A 24,027-nucleotide genomic window follows, 5' to 3' on the forward strand; every position below is an offset into this window, starting at 1 on the left:
TGCTGATCACCCTTTCGTGTGCTTTTCACCAAAGACCTCAAGGGAGATGGAGGGCACGCCGACAAAGGATGCGTGAGTACCCTTGCGCACACCATGATGACCGCCGCCCGCTCCGTCGAGTCCGGCCTCGGCGCCCCGGGCGATCTCGACCGCTACACCTACACGGAGGCGCCCGGGGCCGACCGCGTGGCCCCGTCCTCCTGGGAAGGGGTGGAAACCGACCTGGGACGGGTCGGCCGCCGCGCCACCGGCAGCCGCGGACGGGGCCTGCACGGGCAGCTCGTCCAGCAGCTCGGCCAGATGATCGTCTCCGGGGACCTCGGCGCGGACCGCCCCCTCGTCCCCGAGGAGATCGGCCAGCGCTTCGAGGTCTCCCGCACGGTCGTGCGCGAGTCGCTGCGCGTCCTGGAGGCCAAGGGCCTCGTCAGCGCCCGCCCCAACGTCGGCACCCGGGTCAGGCCCGTCAGCGACTGGAACCTCCTCGACCCCGACATCATCGAGTGGCGCGCCTACGGCCCCCAGCGCGACGACCAGCGCCGCGAGCTGAACGAGCTGCGCTGGACGATCGAGCCCCTGGCGGCCCGCCTCGCCGCCGGCCACGGCCGGGAGGACGTCCAGCAGCGTCTCGCCGACATGGTCGAGATCATGGGCCACGCGTACGCGCAGGGCGATGCCCTCACCTTCTCCCGGGCCGACACCGAGTTCCACTCGCTCCTCATCCAGCTCGCCGGAAACCGGATGCTGGAGCACCTCTCCGGCATCGTGGCCGCGGCGCTCCAGGTCTCCGGGGGTCCGGTCACCGCCTGCGACCGACCCGGCGAGGCCTGCCTCACGCACCACGCCCGGATCGTCGACGCGCTCGCCGCGGGCGACGCCCACGGCGCCGAGACGGCCATGCGGCAGCTGCTGACGGTCCGCCCCGAGACGGAGCGCGTCGTCCCCGCCCCCCGCGAACACTGACCGGCGGGCCATGGCCGAGAGTGCGGAGAGCCGAGCGTCGCGTGCCGCCGGCCCGAGCGCGGTCCGGGGAGCCCGGCGGGGTTCCCCGGGGAGCGCCAGGCGCCGGTGGCGTGCAATGTGTACCTATCCTCCTCTTTGGACAGGTTCCGTCCTGCGCGGGGTGTGACTCGGGCCACGAAGATTGGGCGTAACACTCCTCCGAGCCGTGCGATGACCTAAGAGGTGACGGCCGAGGAAGGAATACAGCAGCCCACGGAGGCGCTGTGCAGTTCCCCGGTCCAGCCCGCGCCGTCGGCACATTCCCCGCCGACGTCGTCGGCTCCGGCCCGATCAGGGCGGGGCCGGAAGCCGTTTCCATCGTTCCGAGAGGTTGTTCGTGTCGGCCAGCACATCCCGTACGCTCCCGCCGGAGATCGCCGAGTCCGAGTCTGTGATGGCGCTCATCGAGCGGGGAAAGGCTGATGGGCAGATCGCCGGCGATGACGTGCGTCGGGCCTTCGAGGCTGACCAGATTCCGCCAACCCAGTGGAAGAATGTTCTGCGCAGCCTCAATCAGATCCTCGAGGAAGAGGGTGTGACGCTGATGGTCAGTGCAGCGGAGTCGCCGAAGCGCGCCCGCAAGAGCGTCGCAGCGAAGAGTCCTGCCAAGCGCACCGCCACCAAGACCGTCACCGCCAGGTCGGCCGTGACGAAGTCGACCGTCGCGTCCGGCGCGGCGGCCCCGGCGGCCGAGAGCACCGACCCGTCCGACGAGGCCGGGGCGCCCGCCAAGAAGGCGGCCGCGAAGAAGACCGTCGCCAAGAAGGCCACGGCCAAGAAGACCGTCGCGAAGAAGACGGCCGCCAAGAAGACCGCGTCGAAGAAGGACGCCGACGAGCTGCTCGAGGGCGAGGAGCTGCTCGAGGACGTCGCGCCCGGCAAGGGCGAGGACGAGGAGGCCGAGGGCGAGACCAAGGGCTTCGTGCTGTCCGACGAGGACGAGGACGACGCTCCCGCCCAGCAGGTCGCCGTGGCCGGTGCCACCGCCGACCCGGTCAAGGACTACCTGAAGCAGATCGGCAAGGTCCCGCTGCTCAACGCCGAGCAGGAGGTCGAGCTCGCCAAGCGCATCGAGGCCGGTCTGTTCGCCGAGGACAAGCTGGCCAACTCCGACAAGCTCGCCCCGAAGCTCAAGCGCGAGCTGGAGATCATCGCCGAGGACGGCCGCCGGGCCAAGAACCACCTCCTGGAGGCCAACCTCCGACTGGTCGTCTCGCTGGCCAAGCGGTACACGGGCCGCGGCATGCTCTTCCTGGACCTGATCCAGGAGGGCAACCTGGGTCTGATCCGCGCCGTCGAGAAGTTCGACTACACCAAGGGCTACAAGTTCTCCACGTACGCCACCTGGTGGATCCGTCAGGCGATCACCCGCGCCATGGCCGACCAGGCCCGCACCATCCGTATCCCGGTGCACATGGTCGAGGTCATCAACAAGCTCGCGCGCGTGCAGCGTCAGATGCTCCAGGACCTGGGCCGTGAGCCCACCCCGGAGGAGCTGGCCAAGGAGCTCGACATGACCCCGGAGAAGGTCATCGAGGTCCAGAAGTACGGTCGTGAGCCGATCTCGCTGCACACCCCTCTGGGTGAGGACGGCGACAGCGAGTTCGGTGACCTCATCGAGGACTCCGAGGCGGTCGTCCCGGCCGACGCGGTCAGCTTCACGCTCCTCCAGGAGCAGCTGCACTCGGTCCTGGACACGCTCTCCGAGCGCGAGGCGGGCGTCGTCTCGATGCGCTTCGGCCTCACCGACGGCCAGCCGAAGACGCTGGACGAGATCGGCAAGGTCTACGGCGTGACCCGTGAGCGGATCCGCCAGATCGAGTCGAAGACGATGTCGAAGCTGCGTCACCCGTCGCGTTCGCAGGTTCTGCGCGACTACCTCGACTGATCGAAAGCGCGACCGAAGGGCCCGGCCCCCCGAAAGGGGGAACCGGGCCCTTCGGCGTGCGCGGGTGCGGGCTCTCCGTGTGTGCTGGACGCTGGGTGAACCGACATCAGCGGAGAGTCAGGAGGCTCCATGCGTGGTCCCTTCGCACGAGCAGTGGCAGGTGCCCTCGGCGTGATCGTGGCGGCGGCGGGGCAGGTGATGGGCGCCTCCCCCGTCGCCGCCGACAGTGTCGTGGTGGGCGGCGGACCCGCCCGCATCACGGACGCCCCCTGGGTCGTGGCGCTGTCCAGCCGTGACCGGTTCGGGGGTAACCGCGCCGGGCAGTTCTGCGGGGGCGTCGTCGTGGCGCCCACCAAGGTGCTCACCGCGGCCCACTGCCTGGGCCGCGAGGTGCTCGGCGGCGAGCCGTGGCAGGTGCGCGACCTGGCGGTCATCGCGGGGCGTGCGGAGCTGCGAGGGGAGGGCGGTCAGGAGGTGCGGATCTCCGACACCTGGGTCGACCCGGACTACGATCCGACGACCAACTCCGGGGACCTCGCCGTGCTCACCCTGGCGAGCCCGCTGCCGGGGTCGTACGTGATCGGCGTCGCCCGGCCGGGAGACGCGGCCCACGCGCCCGGCACGCCGGCGGACGTCTACGGGTGGGGTGACACGAGCGGCAACGGGAGTTACGCCACCACTCTGCGCAGCGCGCGCGTGGAGGTGCTGCCGGACGCGGCCTGTGAGCGGGCCTATCCGGAGGGCGGTGGTGTGGCGTACCGGGGCGACACGATGCTGTGCGCGGGCGACCCGCGCGGCGGCAAGGACGCCTGTCAGGGGGACAGCGGCGGCCCGCTGGTGGCCGAGGGTCTGCTCGTCGGCCTGGTGTCCTGGGGGAGCGGCTGTGGGCAGGCGGAGAACCCGGGCGTCTACACGCGGGTCTCCGCGGTGCTGCCCGAGCGGTTCTGAGGGCGTCTCCGCGCGGGCGGAGCGTACGAGAACGGGCGGCCACCCCCCATGTGCGCGGGGGCGGCCGCCCGCCGTCCGGTCAGCGACCGGCCCTTGGCTCGTCGTGGATGAAGCGCGGAGGCGTCAGTGCTCGTCGCCCACCGTGCGGGCCGGCACGTCGGTGAGCCGGTCCGTCTCATCCTGTATCTCAACGGCGATCTTCTTGAGTTCCGGCTCGAACTTGCGACCGTGGTGGGCGCAGAAGAGCAAGTCACCTCCGCTGGTCAGGACGACACGCAGGTATGCCTGGGCGCCGCAGCGGTCGCAGCGGTCAGCGGCCGTCAGGGGGCTCGCGGGGGTCAGAACAGTAGTCACGTCGCCTCTTCTCTAGCTCGACGAGCTGTCGTACCAGGGTCAACATCCAACCAGGCCGAAAACGTTCCCGCTCGTGGCTTTTCCTCGAAAATTTTTCCCGAGGTGGCTGTCTGCTGCCGGTTGGCGGCGAATGAGCCGTATTGCGTCGCTCTACGGATTTCGCATTGCTGGTGTCGGTCCGTCCTCCCGGCGCGGTTGCCGGTTGTTCATGAGGACGTGCCCGGAGCCTAAATGGTTCATGCCTGGAAGGGAACGTGATGTTCACGTCACCCCTTCGAGGGATCGAACACTCATGCGACCGTGGACTAGCATGAGGAAACCGGTGGGTGGCGTGGCAACGGCTCTACCAGGCATCGGTACCCTCTGACCGGTGAACGACGCCGGGCCTTACCCACCAGGCCAGGATTTCAAATTCAGCGAGGAGCGAACCGCGTGACCGCCGAAACGTCCGTGCCGTCCAGTGCGCTGCTGACCGCAGACCGTGACGGTTCCAACTACACCGCGCGGCACCTGCTCGTACTGGAAGGGCTCGAAGCGGTTCGCAAGCGTCCCGGTATGTACATCGGGTCCACCGACAGCCGCGGCCTCATGCACTGCCTCTGGGAGATCATCGACAACTCGGTCGACGAGGCCCTCGGCGGTTACTGCGACCACATCGAGGTCATCCTCCACCACGACGGGTCGGTCGAGGTCCGCGACAACGGCCGAGGCATCCCGGTCGACGTGGAGCCGAAGACCGGGCTCTCCGGCGTCGAGGTCGTCATGACCAAGCTCCACGCCGGCGGCAAGTTCGGTGGCGGCTCCTACGCCGCCTCCGGTGGTCTGCACGGCGTCGGCGCCTCCGTCGTCAACGCCCTCTCCGCCCGTCTCGACGTCGAGGTCGACCGGAACAGCTCGACCCACGCCATCAGCTTCCGCCGCGGTGTGCCGGGCATCTTCACCGAGCAGGGCGCCGACAGCCCCTTCGACCCGGGCAACGGCCTGCGCAAGATCAAGCGGGTGCCGAAGATGCGCACCGGCACCCGGGTCCGCTACTGGGCCGACCGCCAGATCTTCCTCAAGGACGCCAAGCTCTCCCTGGAGACGCTGCACCAGCGCGCCCGGCAGACCGCCTTCCTCGTGCCCGGCCTCACCATCGTGGTCCGCGACGAGCGCGACCTGGACGGAGTGGGCAAGAGCGAGGAGACCTTCCGCTTCGACGGGGGCATCAGCGAGTTCTGCGAGTACCTCGCCCAGGACAAGGCCGTCTGCGACGTCCTGCGCCTCACCGGCCAGGGCACCTTCAAGGAGACCGTCCCCGTCCTCGACGACCGCGGGCACATGACCCCCACCGAGGTCACCCGTGAGCTGGGCGTCGACGTCGCCCTGCGCTGGGGCACGGGGTACGACTCCACGGTCAAGTCCTTCGTCAACATCATCGCCACCCCCAAGGGCGGCACCCACGTCTCCGGCTTCGAGCAGGCCGTCACGAAGACGGTCAACGAGGTGCTGCGCTCCGCCAAGATGCTCCGCGTCGCCGAGGACGACATCGTCAAGGACGACGCCCTGGAAGGCATCACGGCCGTCGTGACGGTCCGCCTCGCCGAGCCGCAGTTCGAGGGGCAGACCAAGGAGGTCCTCGGCACGTCCGCCGCCCGCCGGATCGTGGCGAACGTCGTCGCCAAGGAGCTCAAGGCCTTCCTGTCCTCCACCAAGCGGGACGCCAAGGCCCAGGCCCGGGCCGTCCTGGAGAAGGCCGTCGCCGCGGCCCGGACCCGTATCGCCGCCCGGCAGCACAAGGAGGCGCAGCGCAGGAAGACCGCGCTGGAGTCCTCGTCCCTGCCGGCCAAGCTCGCCGACTGCCGCAGCGACGACGTGGAGCGCAGCGAGCTGTTCATCGTCGAGGGCGACTCCGCGCTCGGCACGGCCAAGCTGGCCCGCAACAGCGAGTTCCAGGCCCTGCTGCCCATCCGGGGCAAGATCCTCAATGTCCAGAAGTCGTCCGTCGCCGACATGCTGAAGAACGCGGAGTGCGGGGCGATCATCCAGGTCATAGGAGCGGGTTCGGGCCGCACCTTCGACATCGACGCCGCCCGCTACGGCAAGGTCATCATGATGACCGACGCCGATGTCGACGGCTCCCACATCCGTACGCTCCTGCTGACCCTCTTCCAGCGCTACATGCGTCCCATGGTCGAGGCCGGCCGGGTCTTCGCCGCCGTGCCCCCGCTGCACCGCATCGAGCTGGTCCAGCCCAAGAAGGGCCAGGACAAGTACGTCTACACGTACTCCGACAACGAGCTGCGGCAGACGCTGCTGGAGTTCCAGCGCAAGGGCGTCCGCTACAAGGACACCATCCAGCGCTACAAGGGTCTGGGCGAGATGGACGCCGACCAGCTCGCGGAGACCACGATGGATCCGCGCCACCGCACCCTGCGGCGGATCAACATCGGCGACCTGGACTCCGCGGAGCAGGTCTTCGACCTCCTCATGGGCAACGACGTGGCGCCCCGCAAGGAGTTCATCACCAGCTCCGCCGCCACCCTCGACCGCTCCCGCATCGACGCCTGATCCGGCCGGTCCTCCCCGCGGGGAGGACCGGCCGTGGCGGGGCGGGCCGGGCGGACGCGGTACGCATATCGGCCCGGCCCCGTCAGGGCGCGCGGGGACGAGATCACCTGATGGGGTGAAGCGAAGGGGGAGAAGAGTCCAGGATCTTCCTGCTCTGTCCATCCTTGGGCAAGCGGCCGAAACGGTTCGCTGACAAGGAGAGTTGGCCGGTGGAGCAGGTGGACAAGCAGGAGGGGCCCGGCGTCGCGACGACGCGGGCCGACGACCCCTGGTACGAGGCGGTGCCTTCCGCCGGGGTCACGTACGAGGACGCCACGGCGCCCGGCGCCGGCCCGGCGGACGGGGTGCCCCGGCAGCGGGCCCACAGCGCTGCCGAGATCTATCTGGAGGTCCAGCGGAGCCCCGCCTTCCAGGAGGTGCGCCGCCGCTACCGCCGGTTCGTGTTCCCCGCGACCCTCGCCTTCCTCCTCTGGTACCTCGCCTATGTCGTGGCCGCCACGGCGGCGCCGGGTCTCATGGCCCGCCCCGTGGCGGGGTCGGTCAACGTCGCGATGATCGCGGGGCTCGGGCAGTTCCTCACGACCTTCCTCCTGACCTGGGCGTACGCGCGCCACGCACGGCTGCGCCGGGACCGCGCCGCCCTCGAACTGCGCTGGGACACCCAGGAGATGACCCGGGGGGTGGCGCCGCGATGACCGGAAGCCACCAGACCCTGGCCCTGGTGCTGTTCAGCGTCTTCGTCGCCGTCACCCTGGGGATCACCACCTGGGTCAGCCGGCACCGGCACGGCTCCGCCGAGGAGTTCTACGCCGGCGGCAGGCTCTTCTCCCCGCTGGAGAACGGCTTCGCCATCGCCGGCGACTACATGTCCGCCGCCTCCTTCCTCGGCATCTCCGGACTGATCGCGCTCTACGGCTACGACGGCATGCTGTACTCCGTGGGCTTCCTCGTCGCCTGGCTGGTCGTCCTCCTCCTGGTGGCCGAACTGGTGCGCAACTGCGGACGGTTCACGCTCGCCGACGTCATCGCCGCCCGCATGGCCGAGCGGCCCGTACGGATCGCCGCCGGCAGCTCCTCCGTGGTCGTCTCGGTGCTCTACCTCGTCGCCCAGATGGTCGGCGCGGGCAGCCTCGTGGCCCTGCTCCTCGGCGGCACCAGCGAGGCGGCCCGCTCCTGGACCGTCGTCGGCGTCGGCGCCCTGATGGTGATCTACGTGTCGCTCGGCGGCATGCGCGCCACCACCTGGATCCAGATCGTCAAGGCCGTCCTGCTCATGGCCGGCACGATCACCCTCACCGTGCTCGTCCTGCTCCGCTTCCACGGAGACGTGACCGCCCTGCTCTCCACCGCCGCCGAACGCAGCGGCCACGGCCTGGACTTCCTCGCCCCCGGCCTGCGCTACGGAGGCGACTGGACAGCCCGCCTCGACTTCATCAGCCTCGGCCTCGCCCTCGTCCTGGGCACCGCCGGCCTGCCGCACATCCTGTCGCGCTTCTACACCGTGCCCACCGCCCGGGCGGCCCGCCGGTCCGTCGTCTGGTCCATCGGCCTCATCGGCGGCTTCTACCTGATGACCATCGTCCTCGGCTTCGGAGCGGCCGCCCTCATCGGTCCCGACGCCGTGCGCGCCTCGCACGCCTCCGGCAACACCGCCGTACCGCTGCTCGCCCTCGACCTCGGCGGAGGCGCCGGCTCCACCGGCGGCACCGTGCTGTTCGCCGTCGTGGCCGCCGTCGCCTTCGCCACCATCCTCGCCGTCGTCGCCGGCGTCACCCTGGCCTCCTCGGCCTCGGTCGCCCACGACCTGTACCGGTCGCTGCGCCGCCGCCACTCCACGCCGTACAGCGAGGTGACGGTCGCCCGGTTCGCCGCCGCGGGGATCGGGGCGGCCGCCATCGGCCTCGGACTCCTCGCGCGCGACCTCAACGTGGCCTTCCTCGTCGGCCTCGCCTTCGCGGTCGCCGCCTCCGCCAACCTTCCCGTGCTGCTCTACTCCCTCTTCTGGCGCCGGTTCACCACGCGCGGGGCGGTCTGGTCCGTCTACGGAGGCCTGGTTCCGGCGGTGCTGCTCGTCCTCCTGTCGCCGGTCGTCTCGGGAAGCCCCGAGGCGGTCTTCCCCGGCCTCGACTTCCACGTCTTCCCGCTGCAGAACCCCGGAGTGGTCTCCATCCCGCTCGGCTTCCTCGCCGGCTGGATCGGTACGGTCACCTCACCCGAACCGCCCGACGCGGCGCGGCACGCCGAGACCGAGGTCAGGGCGCTGACGGGCGCCGGCGCCGTCTGACACGGCCGCTCCGACCCCCCGCGCCGACGCCAGGACGCGGTCCGGTCAGAGACCCGCCGACGGCGCGGAGGGCGCCCAGGTGTAGCGGTGCTCGGGACGGCCCGTCTCCCCGTACCGGAGCGAGAGCCGGACCCGCCCGGTACGTTCCAGGAGCTTGAGGTAGCGCTGCGCCGTCTGACGGCTGACGCCGGCCCGGTCCGCGATCTCCTGGGCGGAGAGCGGGCCCCGGGCGGCGAGCAGGACCTGGCGGACCAGCTCGGCCGTCGTGGGGGAGTGGCCCTTGGGCAGGTCGGGGGCGACCGCGCCGGCCGCCAGCGTCCCGAAGATCCGGTCCACCTCGGCCTGCTCCGCCTCGCCCCCGCCCTCCAGGGCCGTGCGGAGGGTCGCGTACGCCTCCAGCTTGGCGCGCAGCCCGGCGAAGTTGAACGGCTTCACCACGTACTGGAGCGCGCCGTGCCGCATCGCGGCCTGCACGGTCGCCACGTCCCGGGCCGCCGTCACCATGATCACGTCGCACTGGTGGCCACGCGCCCGCAGCTCCCGTACCGCCGCGAGCCCGTTCTCGTCCGGCAGATAGTGGTCCAGCAGGACCAGGTCCACCGGGTGCTCGGCCAGGGCGGCCAGCGCCTCGGCCGTCGAGTGCGCGGTGGCCACCACCCGGAATCCGGGCACCTTGGCGACGTACGCCGCGTTGATCCGGGCCACGTGCACGTCGTCGTCCACCACGAGTACGCCGATCACCGTCCAGCCTCCCCCGGGGTCCGGGGGGTGGCCGGCACGGCGACCGCGTACGGCTCCGGATCGGTCAGCGCGTCGGGCAGGACCACGGTGAACTCCGCTCCCCCGTCGGGGCCGGAGGCCACCACGGCGCTGCCGCCGCGGCGCTCGGCGAGCCGGCGCACGAGCGCGAGACCGAGGCCCCGCTTGCCGTGGGACGGCGGTTCCTTCGTGGACCAGCCCTCGGTGAAGATCAGCTCCCGGCACTCCTCCGGGACGCCCGGGCCGGTGTCCGAGACGGTCAGCACGACGGTACGGCCGCGGGTGCCGAGCGCCACCTCCACCCGGGCGCCGGGTGCGCCGCCGACGGCGTCCAGCGCGTTGTCCACCAGGTTCCCGACGACGGTGACCAGCTCGCGCGGGTCGACCAGCCGGTCCGGAAGCAGCGAGTCCGGAGCGATCCGCAGGGAGACGCCGCGCTCGGCCGCCACAGTCGCCTTGCCCACGAGCAGCGCCGCGAGCAGCGGGTCACGCACCTTCTCGGTGACCTGCTCGGCGGTGGCCCGGTGAACGCCGACGACCTCGGTGACGAACTCGACGGCCTCCTCGTGCATCTCCAGCTCCAGCAGCCCCAGGAGGGTGTGCAGGCGGTTGGCGTGCTCGTGGTCCTGGGCCCGCAGGGCGTCGATGAGACCCCGCGTGGAGTCCAGCTCGCGCCCGAGCCGCTCCAGCTCGGTGCGGTCGCGCAGCGTCACGACGGCGCCCCCGTCGTGCGTGGGCATCCGGTTCGCGATCAGCACCCGGTGCCCCTGGACGGCCACCAGATCCTCACCCGTCACCCGCCCGGCGAGGACGTCGGCGGTACGGCCCGGACCGAGGAGCTCCTCCAGCGGGCGCCCCGCCGCCTCGGGACCGAGCCCGAGCAGACGCTGGGCCTCATCGTTCACGAGCCGTACCGCCCCGGCCCGGTCCAGGGCGACCACGCCCTCCCGGATGCCGTGCAGCATGGCCTCCCGCTCGGCGAGCAGCGCGGAGATGTCGGAGAACGCGAGGTCGTGCGTGCGGCGCTGGAGCCGCCGGGAGATCAGGTACGCCGCGAGAGCGCCCACCGCGAGGGCCCCACCGGCGTAGGCGAGCAGCCCGGGGATGGCGGCCAGGAGCCGGGCGCGCACGCTGTCGTACTCGATACCGACCGAGACCGCGCCGACGATCCGCCCGCCGGCGTCCCGCAGCGGCGCCTTGCCGCGCGCCGAGCGGCCGAGGGTGCCGCTGTCGATCTCCATCACCTCGTGACCTGCCAGCGCGGTGCTCGGATCGGTGGAGACCCGCCGGCCGATCTGCGCCGGGTCGCGGTGCGACCAGCGCACACCGCGTCCGTCCATGACCACGACGTACTCGGCGCCCGTGGCGCTCCTGATCCGCTCGGCCTCCGCCTGGACCGGGCCGCCCGCCGAAGGCGGCGTGGCGGTCAGGTCCGCGGCGAGCCGGGGCGAGGCGGTGCTCTCGGCGATGGCGAGGGCCCGCCGCATGGCCTGGTCGTCGAGCTGGGCGCTCAGCGGGGCCAGGAACAGGCCGGTGGCGAGAACGGTGACGCCCGTCGCGACGGCCAGCTGCATCAGCAGGACCTGCGAGAACACCCGCCGAGGCCACCCGAACCGCAGACGGCGTACGAGGGGCCGCGCGGGGCCGGTCGGTGCGGGGCTCATGCCGGAAACGGTAAAGGGCGACGGCCCGCGACCGGAAATACCGGCCGCGGAGGGTACCCGGCGGGCCGGCCCGAGACGGAGGGTCTCGCCGCTCGGGGGTTCCCTCACCTTCCGGGAGTCCACCGAGTGGCCGCCGGGAGGCGCCGGGCCCGAAGCGGAACCGCTCGTCCGCCGTATCCTGAACCTTTCCGCGGCGCGCGGGCCGCGGGACAGGACCGAGAACACGGAAGGCGTCCCACCGTGACCACCCACCAGATCCCCGTCGTCGTCCTCGCCGGGTTTCTCGGGGCCGGCAAGACCACGCTCCTCAACCACCTCCTGCGGAGCGCACGGGGTACCCGGATCGGGGTCATGGTCAACGACTTCGGCGACATCGGCATCGACGCCATGACCGTCGCCGGACAGGTCGGCTCCACCGTCTCCCTCGGCAACGGCTGCCTGTGCTGCGCCGTGGACGCGAGCGAGCTGGACACGTACCTGGAGGTCCTGACCCGGCCCGAGGCCCGGCTCGACGTGATCGTGATCGAGGCGAGCGGCCTCGCCGAGCCGCAGGAGCTGGTCCGCATGGTCCTCGCCAGCGAGAACGAGCGGATCGTGTACGGCGGCCTGGTGGAGGTCGTGGACGCCGCCGAGTTCGACGCCACGCGGCAGCGGCACCCCGAGACCGACCGGCACCTCGCCCTCGCCGACCTCGTGGTCGTCAACAAGGCCGACCGGGTCGGCGAGGACGCGCTGCGGGCCGTCCGGGAGACCGTGGCCGGCCTCGCCGGGCGCGCCGCCGTGATCGAGGCCGCGCACGGGCGGGTGGATCCGGAGCTCCTCTTCGACCGGGTGGTGGTCGAGGGCGAGATCGAGGGGCAGCTGTCGATCGAGGACATCCTGTACGGCTCCGGGGACGAGGAGCACGCGCACCCGCACGCGGCCTACGAGACGGTCTCCCTCGCCACGCCCGTCCCGCTGCACCCCCGGCGCCTGATGGCCTTCCTGGACTCCCGTCCCGAGGGCCTCTACCGGATCAAGGGCTTCATCGACCTCGGCGCCGCCGACCCGGCCCACCGGTACGCCGTCCACGCCGTCGGCCGCTTCCTGCGCTTCTACCCCGAACCGTGGCCGGAGGGCGAGGAGCGCCTCACCCAGCTCGTCCTCATCGGCTCCGGCGTCGACGCGGCGGCCCTGCGCAAGGAACTCGCCGCCTGCGAGCAGCACGGCCCGCAGGACGCCCCCGACGAGCACGACATGTGGGGCGTGCTGCGGTTCGTCCCCCACCGCGACGAACCCGAGGTGCCCGAAGCGGAGGACGGGGACGCCGCCGGGGAATGAGCCGGGCAGGACCGGAGCCGAGGCCGGCGGCCTCGGCTCCGGGGCGGGTCAGGAGACCGGGCTTGCGACGACCTCGACCGGCTTGGCGAGCGGCGTGCCCGAGCCGTCGCGGCGCGGGTCCGGCTCGGGCAGCTCCACCGGGGTGCCGTTGCGCTGGGCGGCGCGGGCCGGGGTGGCGCCCGCCCAGGCCAGGACCAGGACGTCCTCCCCCTTCAGGAACCGCTGGCAGCGCACGCCGCCGGTCGCCCGGCCCTTGCGCGGGTACTGGTCGAAGGGCGTCACCTTCGCCGACGTACCGGAGGCGGGCTCCAGGGTGCCGGTGGCGCCCGCGACCGTGAAGACCACGGCGTCGGCCGCCGGGTCCACCGCGGTGAAGGAGATCACCTCGGCGCCCGCAGACAGCTTGACGCCCGCCATGCCGCCGGCCGGCCGGCCCTGCGGCCGTACCTGGGAGGCCGGGTAGCGCAGCAGCTGGGCGTCGGAGGTGATGAAGACCAGGTCCTCCTCGCCCGTCCGCAGCTCGGTCGCGCCGACGATCCGGTCGCCCTCCTTGAGGGTGATGACCTCCAGCTCGTCCTTGTTCGCCGGGTAGTCCGGCACCACCCGCTTGACCACGCCCTGGAGCGTGCCGATCGCCAGGCCCGGCGAGGCCTCTTCGAGCGTCGTCAGACAGACCACCGTCTCCCCGGGCTCCAGGGAGACGAATTCGGCCAGCGGCGCACCGCCCGCCAGGTTCGGGGCGGTGGCCGTGTCGGGCAGCTGCGGCAGGTCGATCACCGCGAGCCGCAGCAGCCGTCCGGCCGAGGTGACCACGCCGATGTCGCCGCGCTGGGTCGCAGCGACCGCCGAGACGATCACATCGTGCTTGGCGCGCCTGCCCTCCACCGTCGGCGGCAGCTCCTCGGTCACCGTGCGGGCCAGCAGGCCCGTCGACGAGAGCAGCACCCGGCAGGGGTCGTCCGCGACCTCCAGGGAGACCGTCGTGGCCGGAGCGCCCGCCGACTCCAGCAGGACCGTGCGGCGGTCGGTGGCGAACTTCTTGGCGACCGACGCCAGTTCCGAGGAGACCAGCTTGCGCAGCTCGGCGTCGGACTCCAGGATCCCGGTCAGCTCGTCGATCTCGCCGGTGAGCCGGTCGCGCTCGGACTCCAGCTCCAGGCGGTCGAACTTGGTGAGCCGGCGCAGCGGGGTGTCCAGGATGTACTGCGTCTGGACCTCGCTCAGCGAGAAGTGCTCGATGAGGCGCTCCTTCGCCTGCGCGGAGTTCTCGCTCTGCCGGATCAGGCGGATGACCTCGTCGATGTCGAGAAGCGCGACGAGCAGGCCCTCGACCAGGTGGAGCCGGTCGCGCTTCTTGCCGCGGCGGAACTCGGAGCGGCGCCGCACCACCTCGAAGCGGTGGTCGAGGTAGACCTCCAGGAGCTCCTTGAGGCCGAGCGTCAGCGGCTGCCCGTCGACCAGGGCCACGTTGTTGATGCCGAAGGACTCCTCCATCGGCGTCAGCTTGTAGAGCTGCTCCAGGACGGCCTCGGGCACGAAACCGTTCTTGACCTCGATGACGAGGCGCAGGCCGTGGGCCCGGTCGGTGAGGTCCTTGACGTCGGCGATGCCCTGGAGCTTCTTCGACCCGACCAGGTCCTTGATCTTGGCGATGACCTTCTCGGGGCCCACCGAGAACGGCAGCTCGGTCACGACGATGCCCTTGCGGCGCGCGGTGACGTTCTCGACCGTCGCCGTGGCACGGATCTTGAACGTGCCGCGGCCCGACTCGTAGGCGTCCTTGATGCCGGCCAGGCCGACGATCCGGCCGCCGGTCGGCAGGTCCGGGCCGGGCACGTACCGCATCAGGGTCTCGAGGTCCGCGTTCGGGTGGCGGATCAGATGGCGGGCCGCCGCGACGACCTCCCCGAGGTTGTGCGGCGGCATGTTCGTCGCCATGCCGACGGCGATGCCGGAGGCGCCGTTGACCAGCAGGTTCGGGTAGGCGGCGGGGAGCGCGACCGGTTCGCGCTCCTGTCCGTCGTAGTTCGGCGCGAAGTCGACCGTGTCCTCTTCGATCGACTCGGTCATCAGGAGCGCGGCCGGAGCCATCCGCGACTCCGTGTACCGCATCGCGGCCGGCGGGTCGTCGTTGCCCAGGGAACCGAAGTTGCCGTGGCCGTCGACGAGCGGGAGCCGCATGGAGAAGGGCTGTGCCATGCGGACCATCGCGTCGTAGATCGAGGCGTCGCCGTGCGGGTGCAGCTTGCCCATGACCTCGCCGACGACGCGCGCGCACTTGACGAAGCCGCGGTCCGGACGGAGCCCCATCTCGTTCATCTGGTAGACGATGCGCCGCTGGACGGGCTTCATGCCGTCGCGGGCGTCGGGCAGCGCGCGCGAGTAGATCACCGAGTACGCGTACTCGAGGAAGGAGCCCTGCATCTCGTCGACGACGTCGATGTCGAGGATCCTCTCCTCGTACGCGTCGTCCGGCGGCGGTGTCTTCGTGCTGCGGCGGGCCATCGCGGCTGCGGCTCCTTCACCAACAAGGTGGATTGCTTCACCAACAAGGTTGTTCTGACGCGGACCATTGTGGACCGTGCCACCGACAACGCGGACCGCGACCCGGACGAGGGACATGGCGGGAGGCCGGGAACTTCGCCAGGTGTCGGCGCGCTTGCATACAGTGGCAGGACTTTTCCACATCGCGATCGAAGGGACGTACATGCCCATGGGTCACACGGCCACGGCCGAGGCCGGCTCCGGCGGCCTGACAGCGACCGAGCACCGGCTGGCGAACGGCCTGCGCGTGGTGCTCTCCGAGGACCACCTGACCCCGGTCGCCGCGGTCTGCCTCTGGTACGACGTCGGCTCGCGTCACGAGGTGCCGGGCCGCACCGGCCTCGCCCACCTCTTCGAGCACCTGATGTTCCAGGGGTCGAAGCAGGTCCACGGCAACGGTCACTTCGAGCTGGTGCAGGGGGCGGGCGGTTCGCTCAACGGCACGACCAGCTTCGAGCGCACCAACTACTTCGAGACCATGCCCGCGCACCAGCTGGAGCTGGCGCTCTGGCTGGAGGCCGACCGCATGGGCTCGCTGCTCGCGGCCCTCGACGAGGAGTCGATGGAGAACCAGCGGGACGTCGTGAAGAACGAGCGCCGCCAGCGGTACGACAACGTGCCCTACGGCACCGCCTTCGAGAAGCTGACGGCACTGGCCTACCCGGAGGGCCACCCGTACCACCACACCCCGATCGGCTCGATGGCCGACCTGGACGCGGCCACCCTGGAGGACGCGCGGAACTTCTTCCGCACGTACTACGCGCCGAACAACGCGGTGCTGTCGGTGGTCGGCGACATCGACCCGGAGCGGACCCTCGCCTGGATCGAGAAGTACTTCGGCTCCATCCCGTCCCACGACGGGAAACTGCCGCCGCGCGACGGCTCGCTGCCCGACATCATCGGTGAGCAGCTTCGGGAAGTCGTCGTCGAGGACGTCCCCGCGCGCGCGATGATGGCCGCCTACCGGCTGCCGCACGACGGCACGCGCGCGTGCGACGCGGCCGACCTGGCCCTGACCGTCCTCGGCGGCGGTGAGTCCTCCCGCCTCCACAACCGGCTGGTCCGCCGCGACCGTACGGCCGTCGCCGCCGGCTTCGGCCTGCTGCGGCTCGCCGGGGCACCCTCGCTCGGCTGGCTGGACGTCAAGATCTCCGGCGGCGTCGAGGTGCCGCGCGTCGAGGCCGCCGTCGACGAGGAGCTCGCCCGCTTCGCCGCCGAGGGGCCGACGCCCGAGGAGATGGAGCGCGCCCAGGCCCAGCTGGAGCGCGAGTGGCTCGACCGGCTCGGCACGGTCGCCGGCCGCGCCGACGAACTGTGCCGGTACGCCGTCCTGTTCGGCGACCCGCAGCTCGCCCTCACCGCGGTGGACCGGGTGCTGTCCGTCACCGCCGAGGAGGTGCGGGAGGCCGCGGCGGCGCGGCTGCGCCCCGACAACCGCGCGGTGCTCGTCTACGAGCCGCTGAGCACCGAGGAGAACGACGGCGACGAGGAAGAGGGAGCCGACCAGTGAGCGACGCTGCCGTGTCTTTGACCAGCATGGAATTCCACCCGCGGCCGACGGCCGGCACGGCGAAGCCGTGGGCCTTCCCGGCACCGGAGCGGGGCACGCTCTCCAACGGCCTGACCGTCCTGCGCTGCCACCGCCCCGGACAGCAGGTCGTCGCCGTGGAGGTCTTCCTGGCGGCCCCGCTGGACGCGGAGCCCGCCGGGCTCGACGGCGTGGCGACCATCATGGCCCGCGCCCTCTCCGAGGGCACCGCCGAGCACACCGCGGAGGAGTTCGCGGCGGAGCTGGAGCGGTGCGGCGCGACTCTCGACGCGCACGCGGACCACCCGGGCGTACGGGTCTCCCTGGAGGTTCCCGTCTCCCGGCTGCCCAAGGCGCTCGGCCTGCTCGCGGAGGCCCTGATCGCCCCGGCGTTCCTGGAGTCGGAGATCGAGCGCCTGGTGCGCAACCGCCTCGACGAGATCCCGCACGAGACCGCCAACCCGTCCCGCCGGGCGGCCAAGCAGCTCTCCAAGGAACTCTTCCCGGCCGACTCGCGCGTCTCCCGGCCGCGCCAGGGCACGGAGGAGACCGTCGCCGCGATCGACGCCGCCGCCGTCCGCGCCTTCTTCGAGGCGTACGTCCGGCCCTCCACGGCCACCGCCGTGGTCGTCGGCGACCTGACCGACGTCGACCTCGACAAGGTGCTCGCCGAGACCCTGGGCGCCTGGACCGGTGAGCCGGCCGAGCCGCGCCCGATGCCGCCGATCACCGCCGACGACAGGGGACGGGTCGTCATCGTGGACCGCCCCGGCGCCGTCCAGACGCAGCTGCTCATCGGCCGGATCGGCCCGGACCGTCACGCCGGCGTGTGGCCGGCCCAGGTCCTCGGCACGTACTGCCTCGGCGGCACGCTCACCTCCCGCCTGGACCGCGTCCTGCGCGAGGAGAAGGGCTACACCTACGGCGTGCGGGCCTTCGGGCAGGTGCTCCGTTCCGACGCCGCGGGCAACGGCGCCTCGATGCTCGCCATCAGCGGCTCCGTCGACACCCCCAACACCGGCCCGGCACTTGACGACCTGTGGAAGGTGCTGCGGACGCTCGCCGCGGAGGGGCTCACCGACGCCGAGCGTGAGACGGCCGTGCAGAACCTGGTGGGGGTGGCGCCGCTCAAGTACGAGACGGCCGCCTCCGTCGCCGGCACGCTGGCCGACCAGGTCGAGCAGCACCTGCCGGACGACTACCAGGCGCAGTTGTACGCGCGGCTCGCCGAGACCGGCACGGTCGAGGCCACGGCCGCCGTCGTCAACGCCTTCCCCGTGGACCGGCTCGTCACCGTCCTGGTGGGCGACGCGGCACAGATCGAGGAGCCCGTACGCGCCCTCGGCATCGGTGACGTGACCGTCGTGACCGGCTGACGGCCGACCGGTCGACCGACCGCGAAACGGGCGGAGGACCCTGATGTCACAGGACGTCAGGGTCCTCCGCTTTGTCCGTATTGGGGGCAAGGGTGCGCGTCTGCCCTGTGGCATGTCTTACAAACAGCCGAGTCTGTTTGCCGATTGAAAGATCGTACGCATAGCGTCATGTGCGCTGTCCGCCCGTTGCACGCGCCGCACCCGCGGCATCGGACAGCGATCGCCGAGTCCCCGTCAGGCGCGAGCCTGGGGAGCCGGGGACCCGCACGCAGTCCCTGGGGTGAATCGGACGCCTTCGCCACGCGCGGAGGGGCCCGTAGGAGACCTTCCTGCTCCGAACCCGTCAGCTAACCCGGTAGGCGAGAAGGAAGGAAAGGACCGTCCTCTTGGCGTTCACCCGTGCCACCGGGAAGCATCGTGCTCCGAGCCGGATGGCGCGCCGCGGCGTGGGCATCGCCGGCGCGGCCACCCTCGCGACCTCCGGCGTCATCGGAACCCTCGCCTCGCCGGCGCTCGCCGCCGACACGGAGGAGCGCTCTCCCGAGGACACCGGCCTCACCCGCGTCATCACCGAGGACTCGCTCGCCGACCGCGTCAACGCGCAGGTCGCCGCCCAGGAGCAGGAAGCCTTCGAGACCGCCGCCAAGGAGAAGGCCCGCGCCGAGGCGAAGCGCAAGGCCGAGGCCCGCGCCCAGGAGATCCGCGAGGCCCGCGAGCGCGCCGCCCGCGAGGCCGAGCGCCGCCGCCTCGCCTCCTTCCAGCTCCCGGTCGCCGGCTCGTACGTCTCCACCGGGTACAAGACGGGTGGCTCCCTCTGGTCCTCCGGCAGCCACTCCGGTGTCGACTTCCACGCCGCCTACGGCAGCCGGGTCGTCTCCGTCGGGGCCGGCACGGTCGTCGAGGCCGGCTGGGGCGGCGCGTACGGCAACAACATCGTCATCCGGATGAACGACGGCACGTACACCCAGTACGGTCACCTCGCCTCCATCGAGGTCCACGTCGGCCAGACCGTCGAGCCCGGCGAGCAGATCGGCGTCTCCGGCTCGACCGGCAACTCCACCGGACCGCACCTCCACTTCGAGGCCCGCACCAGCGCCGAGTACGGCTCGGACATCAACCCGGTCGCGTACCTGCGCGCCCGTGGTGTCGCCCTCTGAGGCACCCGACCGAAAGCTCCACCCGCCCCGGCTCCCCGCGAGCCGGGGTTTTTCTTCGGCCAAAAGAATGCCCTGAAGGGGGCCCGGCCATCGGAATTTCCCGCCCCTTGCCCTAGAGTCGCGTGCAATGAATTCGCGGAAAGGCACGAGGGTGCCGAGCGCTGCGCGGAACAAAGCGGAGGTCGGACATGCGCATTCCCGCGCAATCGGTGTGCACGGCGATCCGGGACGACATCGTCTCGGGCGTTCTGGAGCCCGGCGGCCGGCTGACGGAGGAACAGCTCGCCGGCCGGTACGGCGTCTCGCGCGTCCCGGTCCGCGAGGCCCTGCGGACCCTGGAGTCCGAGGGCTTCGTCGTCAGCCGCCGTCACGCCGGCGCCCATGTCGCCGAGCCCACCGAGCAGGAGGCGGCCGATCTGCTCGACGTCCGGGCGCTGCTCGAACCGCTGGGCGCGGCCCGGGCGGCCCAGCGGCGCACCGAGGCCCATCTGAAGGTGCTGCGCGGCCTGGTCAGACTGGGGCAGGAGCGGGCCCGGCGGGGCCAGGGGGAGGACCTGCGCCCGCTCGGCGGCTGGTTCCACGAGACGCTCGCCCAGGCCTCCGGCTCACCCGCCCTCGCCGCCCTGCTCACCCAGCTGCGGCACAAGATCGCCTGGATGTACGTGGTGGAGCAGCCGGAGCGGCCCGTGGAGGCCTGGGCCGAGCACGGCGCGATCGTGGACGCGGTGGCGCGCGGGGACGCCGAGCGGGCCCGCGCGCTGACGGCGATGCACGCGGAACACTCGCTGCCGCTGCACCGGCTGAAAAGGCCGGCGCGGGGGCGTGTGAGGCTTCCGCAACATGCCGTCAACACGGCGAGTGCGCGGAATTAACACGCGTGCCCTACAAAGAGAAAAGAAAAAGCGGGGGTATTTTGTGCTGCTCGAAAAGCGGCACGGGTACGAAGTGAATTCGGTGCAGTCCGCCCCGCGGTGAAGGCGATGCGGGGACGGGCGCGCCTACGCGAAAGGGCCGGGGCGCCCATGAGCGGACCCCGGCCCTTTCGCGGCCACGTGCTGAGCGGCGGGCGGACCCGCGCCGGGCTCAGACGGTCTCGGGAAGCTCCTCGAGACCCTCGGCCACCAGCTTCGCGAGACGGTCCAGAGCGGCCTCGGCGCCCTCGGCGTCCGAAGCGAGCACGATCTCCTCGCCGCCCTGCGCGCCCAGGCCGAGCACCGCGAGCATGGACGCGGCGTTCACCGGGTTGCCGTCGGCCTTGGCGATCGTCACCGGAACGCCGGAGGCCATGGCGGCACGGACGAAGATGGACGCGGGGCGGGCGTGCAGGCCCTCGGCCCAGCCGACGTTGACGCGGCGCTCAGCCATGGTGTTGCCCTTCAAGTCTCAAGCGGGTTGTCTAGACCAGTGTCTCACGGGATGCGCGGTGCTCGCGCAGGGCCCGGCCCCGCGCGGGCCGCCGCCCGGCCCTCCCCACCTTGCACGGCACACCCCTGCCGCGCGACCGGTGCCACTGTCGTACCCCCGCCGTACGCTTGCCCCATGCAGAGCGCGTCGGAAGAGCCGGAAGCGGCGGCACGGCAGGCACCACCGGCAGCGCCGGAGCACGTCTACCCGGACCACTGGGAGGCGGACGTGGTCCTGCGCGACGGCGGGACCGCGCGCGTCAGGCCCATCACCGCCGCCGACGCCGACCGGCTGGTCAGCTTCTACGAGCAGGTCTCGGACGAGTCGAAGTACTACCGCTTCTTCGCGCCCTACCCCCGGCTCTCCGCCAAGGACGTGCACCGCTTCACCCACCACGACTTCGTGGACCGGGTGGGTCTCGCCGCGACCGTGGGCGGCGAGTTCATCGCCACCGTGCGCTACGACCGCATCAACGCCCAGGGACTGCCCGCCTCCGCTCCCGCCGACGAGGCCGAGGTCGCCTTCCTCGTCCAGGACGCGCACCAGGGGCGCGGGGTCGCCTCCGCCCTCCTCGAACACATCGCGGCCGTCGCGCGCGAGCGCGGCATCCGGCGCTTCGCCGCCGAGGTCCTGCCCGCCAACACCAAGATGATCAAGGTCTTCACGGACGCGGGCTACACCCAGAAGCGGAGTTTCGAGGACGGCTCCGTCCGCCTCCACCTCGACCTCGAACCCACCGATCGCTCCCTCGCGGTCCAGCGCGCCCGCGAGCAGCGCGCCGAGGCCCGCTCCGTGCAGCGGCTCCTCGCCCCCCGGTCCGTCGCCGTCGTCGGCGCCGGACGCACCCCCGGCGGCGTCGGCAGGACCGTCCTGCGCAATCTGCTCGACAGCGGTTTCACCGGACGGGTGTACGCGGTGAACGCCGCGCTCACCGACGGGCCCGACCGGCTCGACGGCGTCCCCGCCCACCCCTCCGTCGCCGCCGTCGGCGAACCGGTCGACCTCGCGATCGTCGCCGTCCCCGCCGAGCGGGTCCCCGAGGCCGTCGCCGACTGCGGCGAGCACGGCGTCCGGGGCCTGGTCGTGCTCTCCGCCGGATACGCCGAGAGCGGCCCGGCCGGCCGGGAGCGCCAGCGCGCCCTCGTCCGCCAGGCCCGCTCCTACGGGATGCGGATCATCGGCCCCAACGCCTTCGGCATCATCAACACCGCCGAGGACGTCCGGCTCAACGCCTCGCTCGCCCCCCAGATGCCTGCCGCCGGGCGGATCGGCCTCTTCGCCCAGTCGGGCGCCATCGGGATCGCCCTCCTCGCCGGACTCCACCGGCGAGGCGCGGGCCTGTCCTCCTTCATCTCCGCCGGCAACCGCGCCGACGTCTCCGGGAACGACTTCCTCCAGCACGGGTACGACGACCCCGGCACCGACGTCGTCCTCCTCTATCTGGAGTCCATCGGCAACCCCCGCAAGTTCACCCGGCTGGCCCGGCGCACCGCCGCCGTCAAGCCGGTCGTCGTCGTCAAGGGGGCCCGGCACAGCGGCAGCGCCCCGCCCGGCCACCGCGTGCCGGTCACCCGCGTCCCGCACGCCACCGTCTCGGCGCTGCTGCGCCAGGCGGGGGTGATCCGCGTCGACACCGTCACCGAGCTCGTCGACGCGGGCCTCCTCCTCGCCGCCCAGCCGCTGCCCGCCGGGCCCCGGGTGGCGATCCTCGGCAACTCGGAGTCCCTCGGCCTCCTCACGTACGACGCCTGCCTCACGGAGGGGCTGCGCCCGATGCGGCCCCTCGACCTGACGACCGCGGCGGGCCCGGCCGACTTCCGGGACGCGCTGGCGGCGGCGCTGGCGGACGAGACGAGCGACGCGGTCGTCGTGACCGCGATCCCCTGGGTGGGGGAGAACGGCGCCACCGAGTCGGGCGACGGCGAGACCCTGGCCGCCGCCCTGCGCGAGGCCGTCGCCTCCGTCCCGGGCGCGGCCAAGCCGGTGGTCGTCGTCCACGTCGAGATGGGCGCCCTCGCGGACGCCCTCGCCGCCGCCACGAGCACGCGCCCGCCGGCCCCGGGCCGCCCGGACGGCGGGGGAGCGGCAGCCGTACCCCGTACGGGCGCGGCCGCCGGCGCGGGGTCGTCCTCCCGTACGGCCGCCGGCGCCGGCCTGCACGCGGCGCGGCCGGTGGCGCACGCGGGAGGGGCCGCCCGGGTGGACGGGGTTTCCCCGGCAGCCGGGCGGCGGGAGACGGAGGCCGCCGCGCCCGGTACCGAGGGCCCCGACGCCGGGGCCGACGGGGCCGAGTGCCGCACGATTCCCGCCTACCCCGCCGCCGAGCGGGCCGTACGCGCGCTCGCCGAGGCCGTGCGGTACGGGCAGTGGCGCCGGCAGGCCGCCGAGCCGGGGCGGGTGCCCGAGTACGAGGACATCGACGAGACGGGAGCCGCCGCGCTCATCGCGCGGGGCCTCGCGGAGGCGACCGAGGACGGCCGGGGCATCACCCTAGGCGCCGCACAGGCCGCTGAGCTTCTCGCCCGGTACGGGATCACCGTCCTGACCGCCCTGCCCGCGCCCACCCCCGACGCCGCCGTCGCCGCGGCCGCCCGCCTGGGTTACCCGGTGGCCCTCAAGACGACCGCCCCCCACCTGCGCCACCGCCCCGACCTCGGCGGGGTCCGGCTCGACCTGGCGACCGAGGAGCAGCTCCGCACCGCCTACACCGAGCTGACCGAGGTCCTCGGCAAGCCGGAGGAGCTGCAACCCGTCGTCCAGGCCATGGTCCCGAGGGGCGTCGACACCGTCGTCCGCTCGGCCATCGACCCGGCCGTCGGGGCCGTCCTCTCCTTCGGGCTCGCGGGCGCGGCCTCCGAACTCCTCGGGGACACGGCCCACCGGCTGGTTCCGGCCACCGACCGGGACGCCGCCGAGCTGGTCCGGTCCATCCGGACCGCCCCGCTCCTCTTCGGCTGGCGCGGCTCCGCCCCCGTCGACACCCCGGCCCTGGAGGAGCTGCTCCTGCGCGTGTCCCGGCTGGTCGACGACCACCCCGAGGTGGTCGCGGTCTCCCTGGAGCCGGTCGTCGTGGCCCCCCGCGGGCTCTCCGTCCTCGGCGCCACCGTCCGCCTCGCCCCGCCCCCGCCGCGTACGGACCTCGGCCCCCGCAGCCTGCCGAGCTACTGAGCGCCGGCGCCCCGCCCGTCCCGGCCGCCGCCCCCGGCGGGGAGTCGGATGTCACAGCGTCCGCCCGCGCGAACGGCCCCACCG

Annotated in this window: 17 protein-coding genes and 1 riboswitch; of the genes, 12 read left to right on the plus strand and 5 right to left on the minus strand. The window is 72.4% G+C overall.

The features are described 5' to 3' along the window. Positions 1-18 precede the first annotated feature (18 nt). The 3 genes from ACFY60_RS20635 (at position 19) to ACFY60_RS20645 (ending at position 3,835) form a co-directional block, all read left to right on the plus strand. Complete coding sequence (locus ACFY60_RS20635; protein ID WP_388612228.1) at positions 19-960, plus strand: FadR/GntR family transcriptional regulator; 942 nt, start codon at positions 19-21, stop codon at positions 958-960. Positions 961-1,336: 376 nt separating this feature from the next. Further along, positions 1,337-2,887, plus strand: a complete 1,551-nt coding sequence (locus ACFY60_RS20640) for an RNA polymerase sigma factor (RefSeq protein WP_388612229.1) — start codon at positions 1,337-1,339, stop codon at positions 2,885-2,887. A 129-nt stretch (positions 2,888-3,016) separates the two neighbouring features. Further along, positions 3,017-3,835 carry a S1 family peptidase gene (locus ACFY60_RS20645; RefSeq protein ID WP_388612231.1) on the plus strand — a complete coding sequence of 273 codons (819 nt, stop codon included), beginning with the start codon at positions 3,017-3,019 and terminating at the stop codon, positions 3,833-3,835. 123 nt (positions 3,836-3,958) lie between these two features. Here the strand turns inward: ACFY60_RS20645 and ACFY60_RS20650 are convergent, their stop codons facing one another. Then, positions 3,959-4,189 carry a hypothetical protein gene (locus tag ACFY60_RS20650; RefSeq protein WP_030211728.1) on the minus strand — a complete coding sequence of 77 codons (231 nt, stop codon included), beginning with the start codon at positions 4,187-4,189 and terminating at the stop codon, positions 3,959-3,961. 432 nt (positions 4,190-4,621) lie between these two features. Between ACFY60_RS20650 and ACFY60_RS20655 the strand changes: the two genes are divergently transcribed. From ACFY60_RS20655 to ACFY60_RS20665, 3 genes are all read left to right on the plus strand, one after another. Next, positions 4,622-6,739, plus strand: coding sequence for a type IIA DNA topoisomerase subunit B (locus ACFY60_RS20655; protein ID WP_388612233.1), 2,118 nt, complete (start codon positions 4,622-4,624; stop codon positions 6,737-6,739). A 218-nt stretch (positions 6,740-6,957) separates the two neighbouring features. After that, a complete protein-coding gene (locus ACFY60_RS20660; protein WP_388612589.1) occupies positions 6,958-7,434 on the plus strand; it encodes a DUF485 domain-containing protein in 477 nt (158 codons plus the stop codon). After that, positions 7,431-9,023, plus strand: a complete 1,593-nt coding sequence (locus ACFY60_RS20665) for a cation acetate symporter (RefSeq protein ID WP_388612235.1) — start codon at positions 7,431-7,433, stop codon at positions 9,021-9,023. Before ACFY60_RS20660 ends, ACFY60_RS20665 begins: the two co-directional genes overlap by 4 nt. A 45-nt stretch (positions 9,024-9,068) precedes the next feature. Here ACFY60_RS20665 and ACFY60_RS20670 read toward each other — a convergent pair whose 3' ends face one another. Beyond that, positions 9,069-9,764 (minus strand): response regulator, encoded by a 696-nt coding sequence (locus ACFY60_RS20670; protein ID WP_388612237.1) that lies wholly within the window; start codon positions 9,762-9,764, stop codon positions 9,069-9,071. Further along, positions 9,761-11,446, minus strand: coding sequence for an ATP-binding protein (locus ACFY60_RS20675; RefSeq protein WP_388612239.1), 1,686 nt, complete (start codon positions 11,444-11,446; stop codon positions 9,761-9,763). The genes ACFY60_RS20670 and ACFY60_RS20675 overlap by 4 nt, the downstream gene beginning before the upstream one ends. Positions 11,447-11,686: 240 nt before the next feature. Here ACFY60_RS20675 and ACFY60_RS20680 point away from each other — a divergent pair, with 240 nt between their 5' ends. Then, entirely contained in the window at positions 11,687-12,766 is a 1,080-nt protein-coding gene (locus tag ACFY60_RS20680) for a CobW family GTP-binding protein (protein ID WP_388612241.1), read from the plus strand. A 48-nt stretch (positions 12,767-12,814) separates the two neighbouring features. On the opposite strand, the gene ACFY60_RS20685 is transcribed toward ACFY60_RS20680, so the two are convergent. Continuing rightward, positions 12,815-15,271, minus strand: coding sequence for a DNA topoisomerase (ATP-hydrolyzing) subunit A (locus ACFY60_RS20685; protein ID WP_388612243.1), 2,457 nt, complete (start codon positions 15,269-15,271; stop codon positions 12,815-12,817). A 202-nt stretch (positions 15,272-15,473) separates the two neighbouring features. On the opposite strand from ACFY60_RS20685, the gene ACFY60_RS20690 reads away from it, so the two are divergent. The 4 genes from ACFY60_RS20690 to ACFY60_RS20705 all read left to right on the plus strand — a co-directional run bounded on the left by ACFY60_RS20690 (position 15,474) and on the right by ACFY60_RS20705 (position 20,243). Continuing rightward, on the plus strand, positions 15,474-16,820 hold the full coding sequence (locus ACFY60_RS20690; protein ID WP_388612245.1) for a M16 family metallopeptidase: 1,347 nt from the start codon (positions 15,474-15,476) through the stop codon (positions 16,818-16,820). After that, positions 16,817-18,214 carry a M16 family metallopeptidase gene (locus ACFY60_RS20695; protein WP_388612247.1) on the plus strand — a complete coding sequence of 466 codons (1,398 nt, stop codon included), beginning with the start codon at positions 16,817-16,819 and terminating at the stop codon, positions 18,212-18,214. The genes ACFY60_RS20690 and ACFY60_RS20695 overlap by 4 nt, the downstream gene beginning before the upstream one ends. A 211-nt stretch (positions 18,215-18,425) precedes the next feature. After that, a riboswitch (cyclic di-AMP (ydaO/yuaA leader) is annotated at positions 18,426-18,590 on the plus strand. 10 nt (positions 18,591-18,600) lie between these two features. Then, complete coding sequence (locus ACFY60_RS20700) at positions 18,601-19,371, plus strand: M23 family metallopeptidase (protein WP_388612248.1); 771 nt, start codon at positions 18,601-18,603, stop codon at positions 19,369-19,371. 188 nt (positions 19,372-19,559) lie between these two features. Beyond that, the gene (locus ACFY60_RS20705; RefSeq protein ID WP_388612250.1) at positions 19,560-20,243 is read left to right on the plus strand and encodes a GntR family transcriptional regulator; all 684 of its coding nucleotides are present in this window, start codon (positions 19,560-19,562) and stop codon (positions 20,241-20,243) included. Positions 20,244-20,454: 211 nt separating this feature from the next. Here ACFY60_RS20705 and ACFY60_RS20710 read toward each other — a convergent pair whose 3' ends face one another. Continuing rightward, positions 20,455-20,736 (minus strand): HPr family phosphocarrier protein, encoded by a 282-nt coding sequence (locus tag ACFY60_RS20710; RefSeq protein ID WP_309050903.1) that lies wholly within the window; start codon positions 20,734-20,736, stop codon positions 20,455-20,457. 174 nt (positions 20,737-20,910) lie between these two features. Here ACFY60_RS20710 and ACFY60_RS20715 point away from each other — a divergent pair, with 174 nt between their 5' ends. Beyond that, on the plus strand, positions 20,911-23,943 hold the full coding sequence (locus ACFY60_RS20715) for a GNAT family N-acetyltransferase (RefSeq protein ID WP_388612252.1): 3,033 nt from the start codon (positions 20,911-20,913) through the stop codon (positions 23,941-23,943). Positions 23,944-24,027: the final 84 nt, after the last annotated feature.

The organism is Streptomyces sp. NPDC012827 (assembly GCF_042900905.1).
In the GTDB taxonomy this organism is placed as follows: Bacteria; Actinomycetota; Actinomycetes; order Streptomycetales; family Streptomycetaceae; genus Streptomyces; species Streptomyces gulbargensis.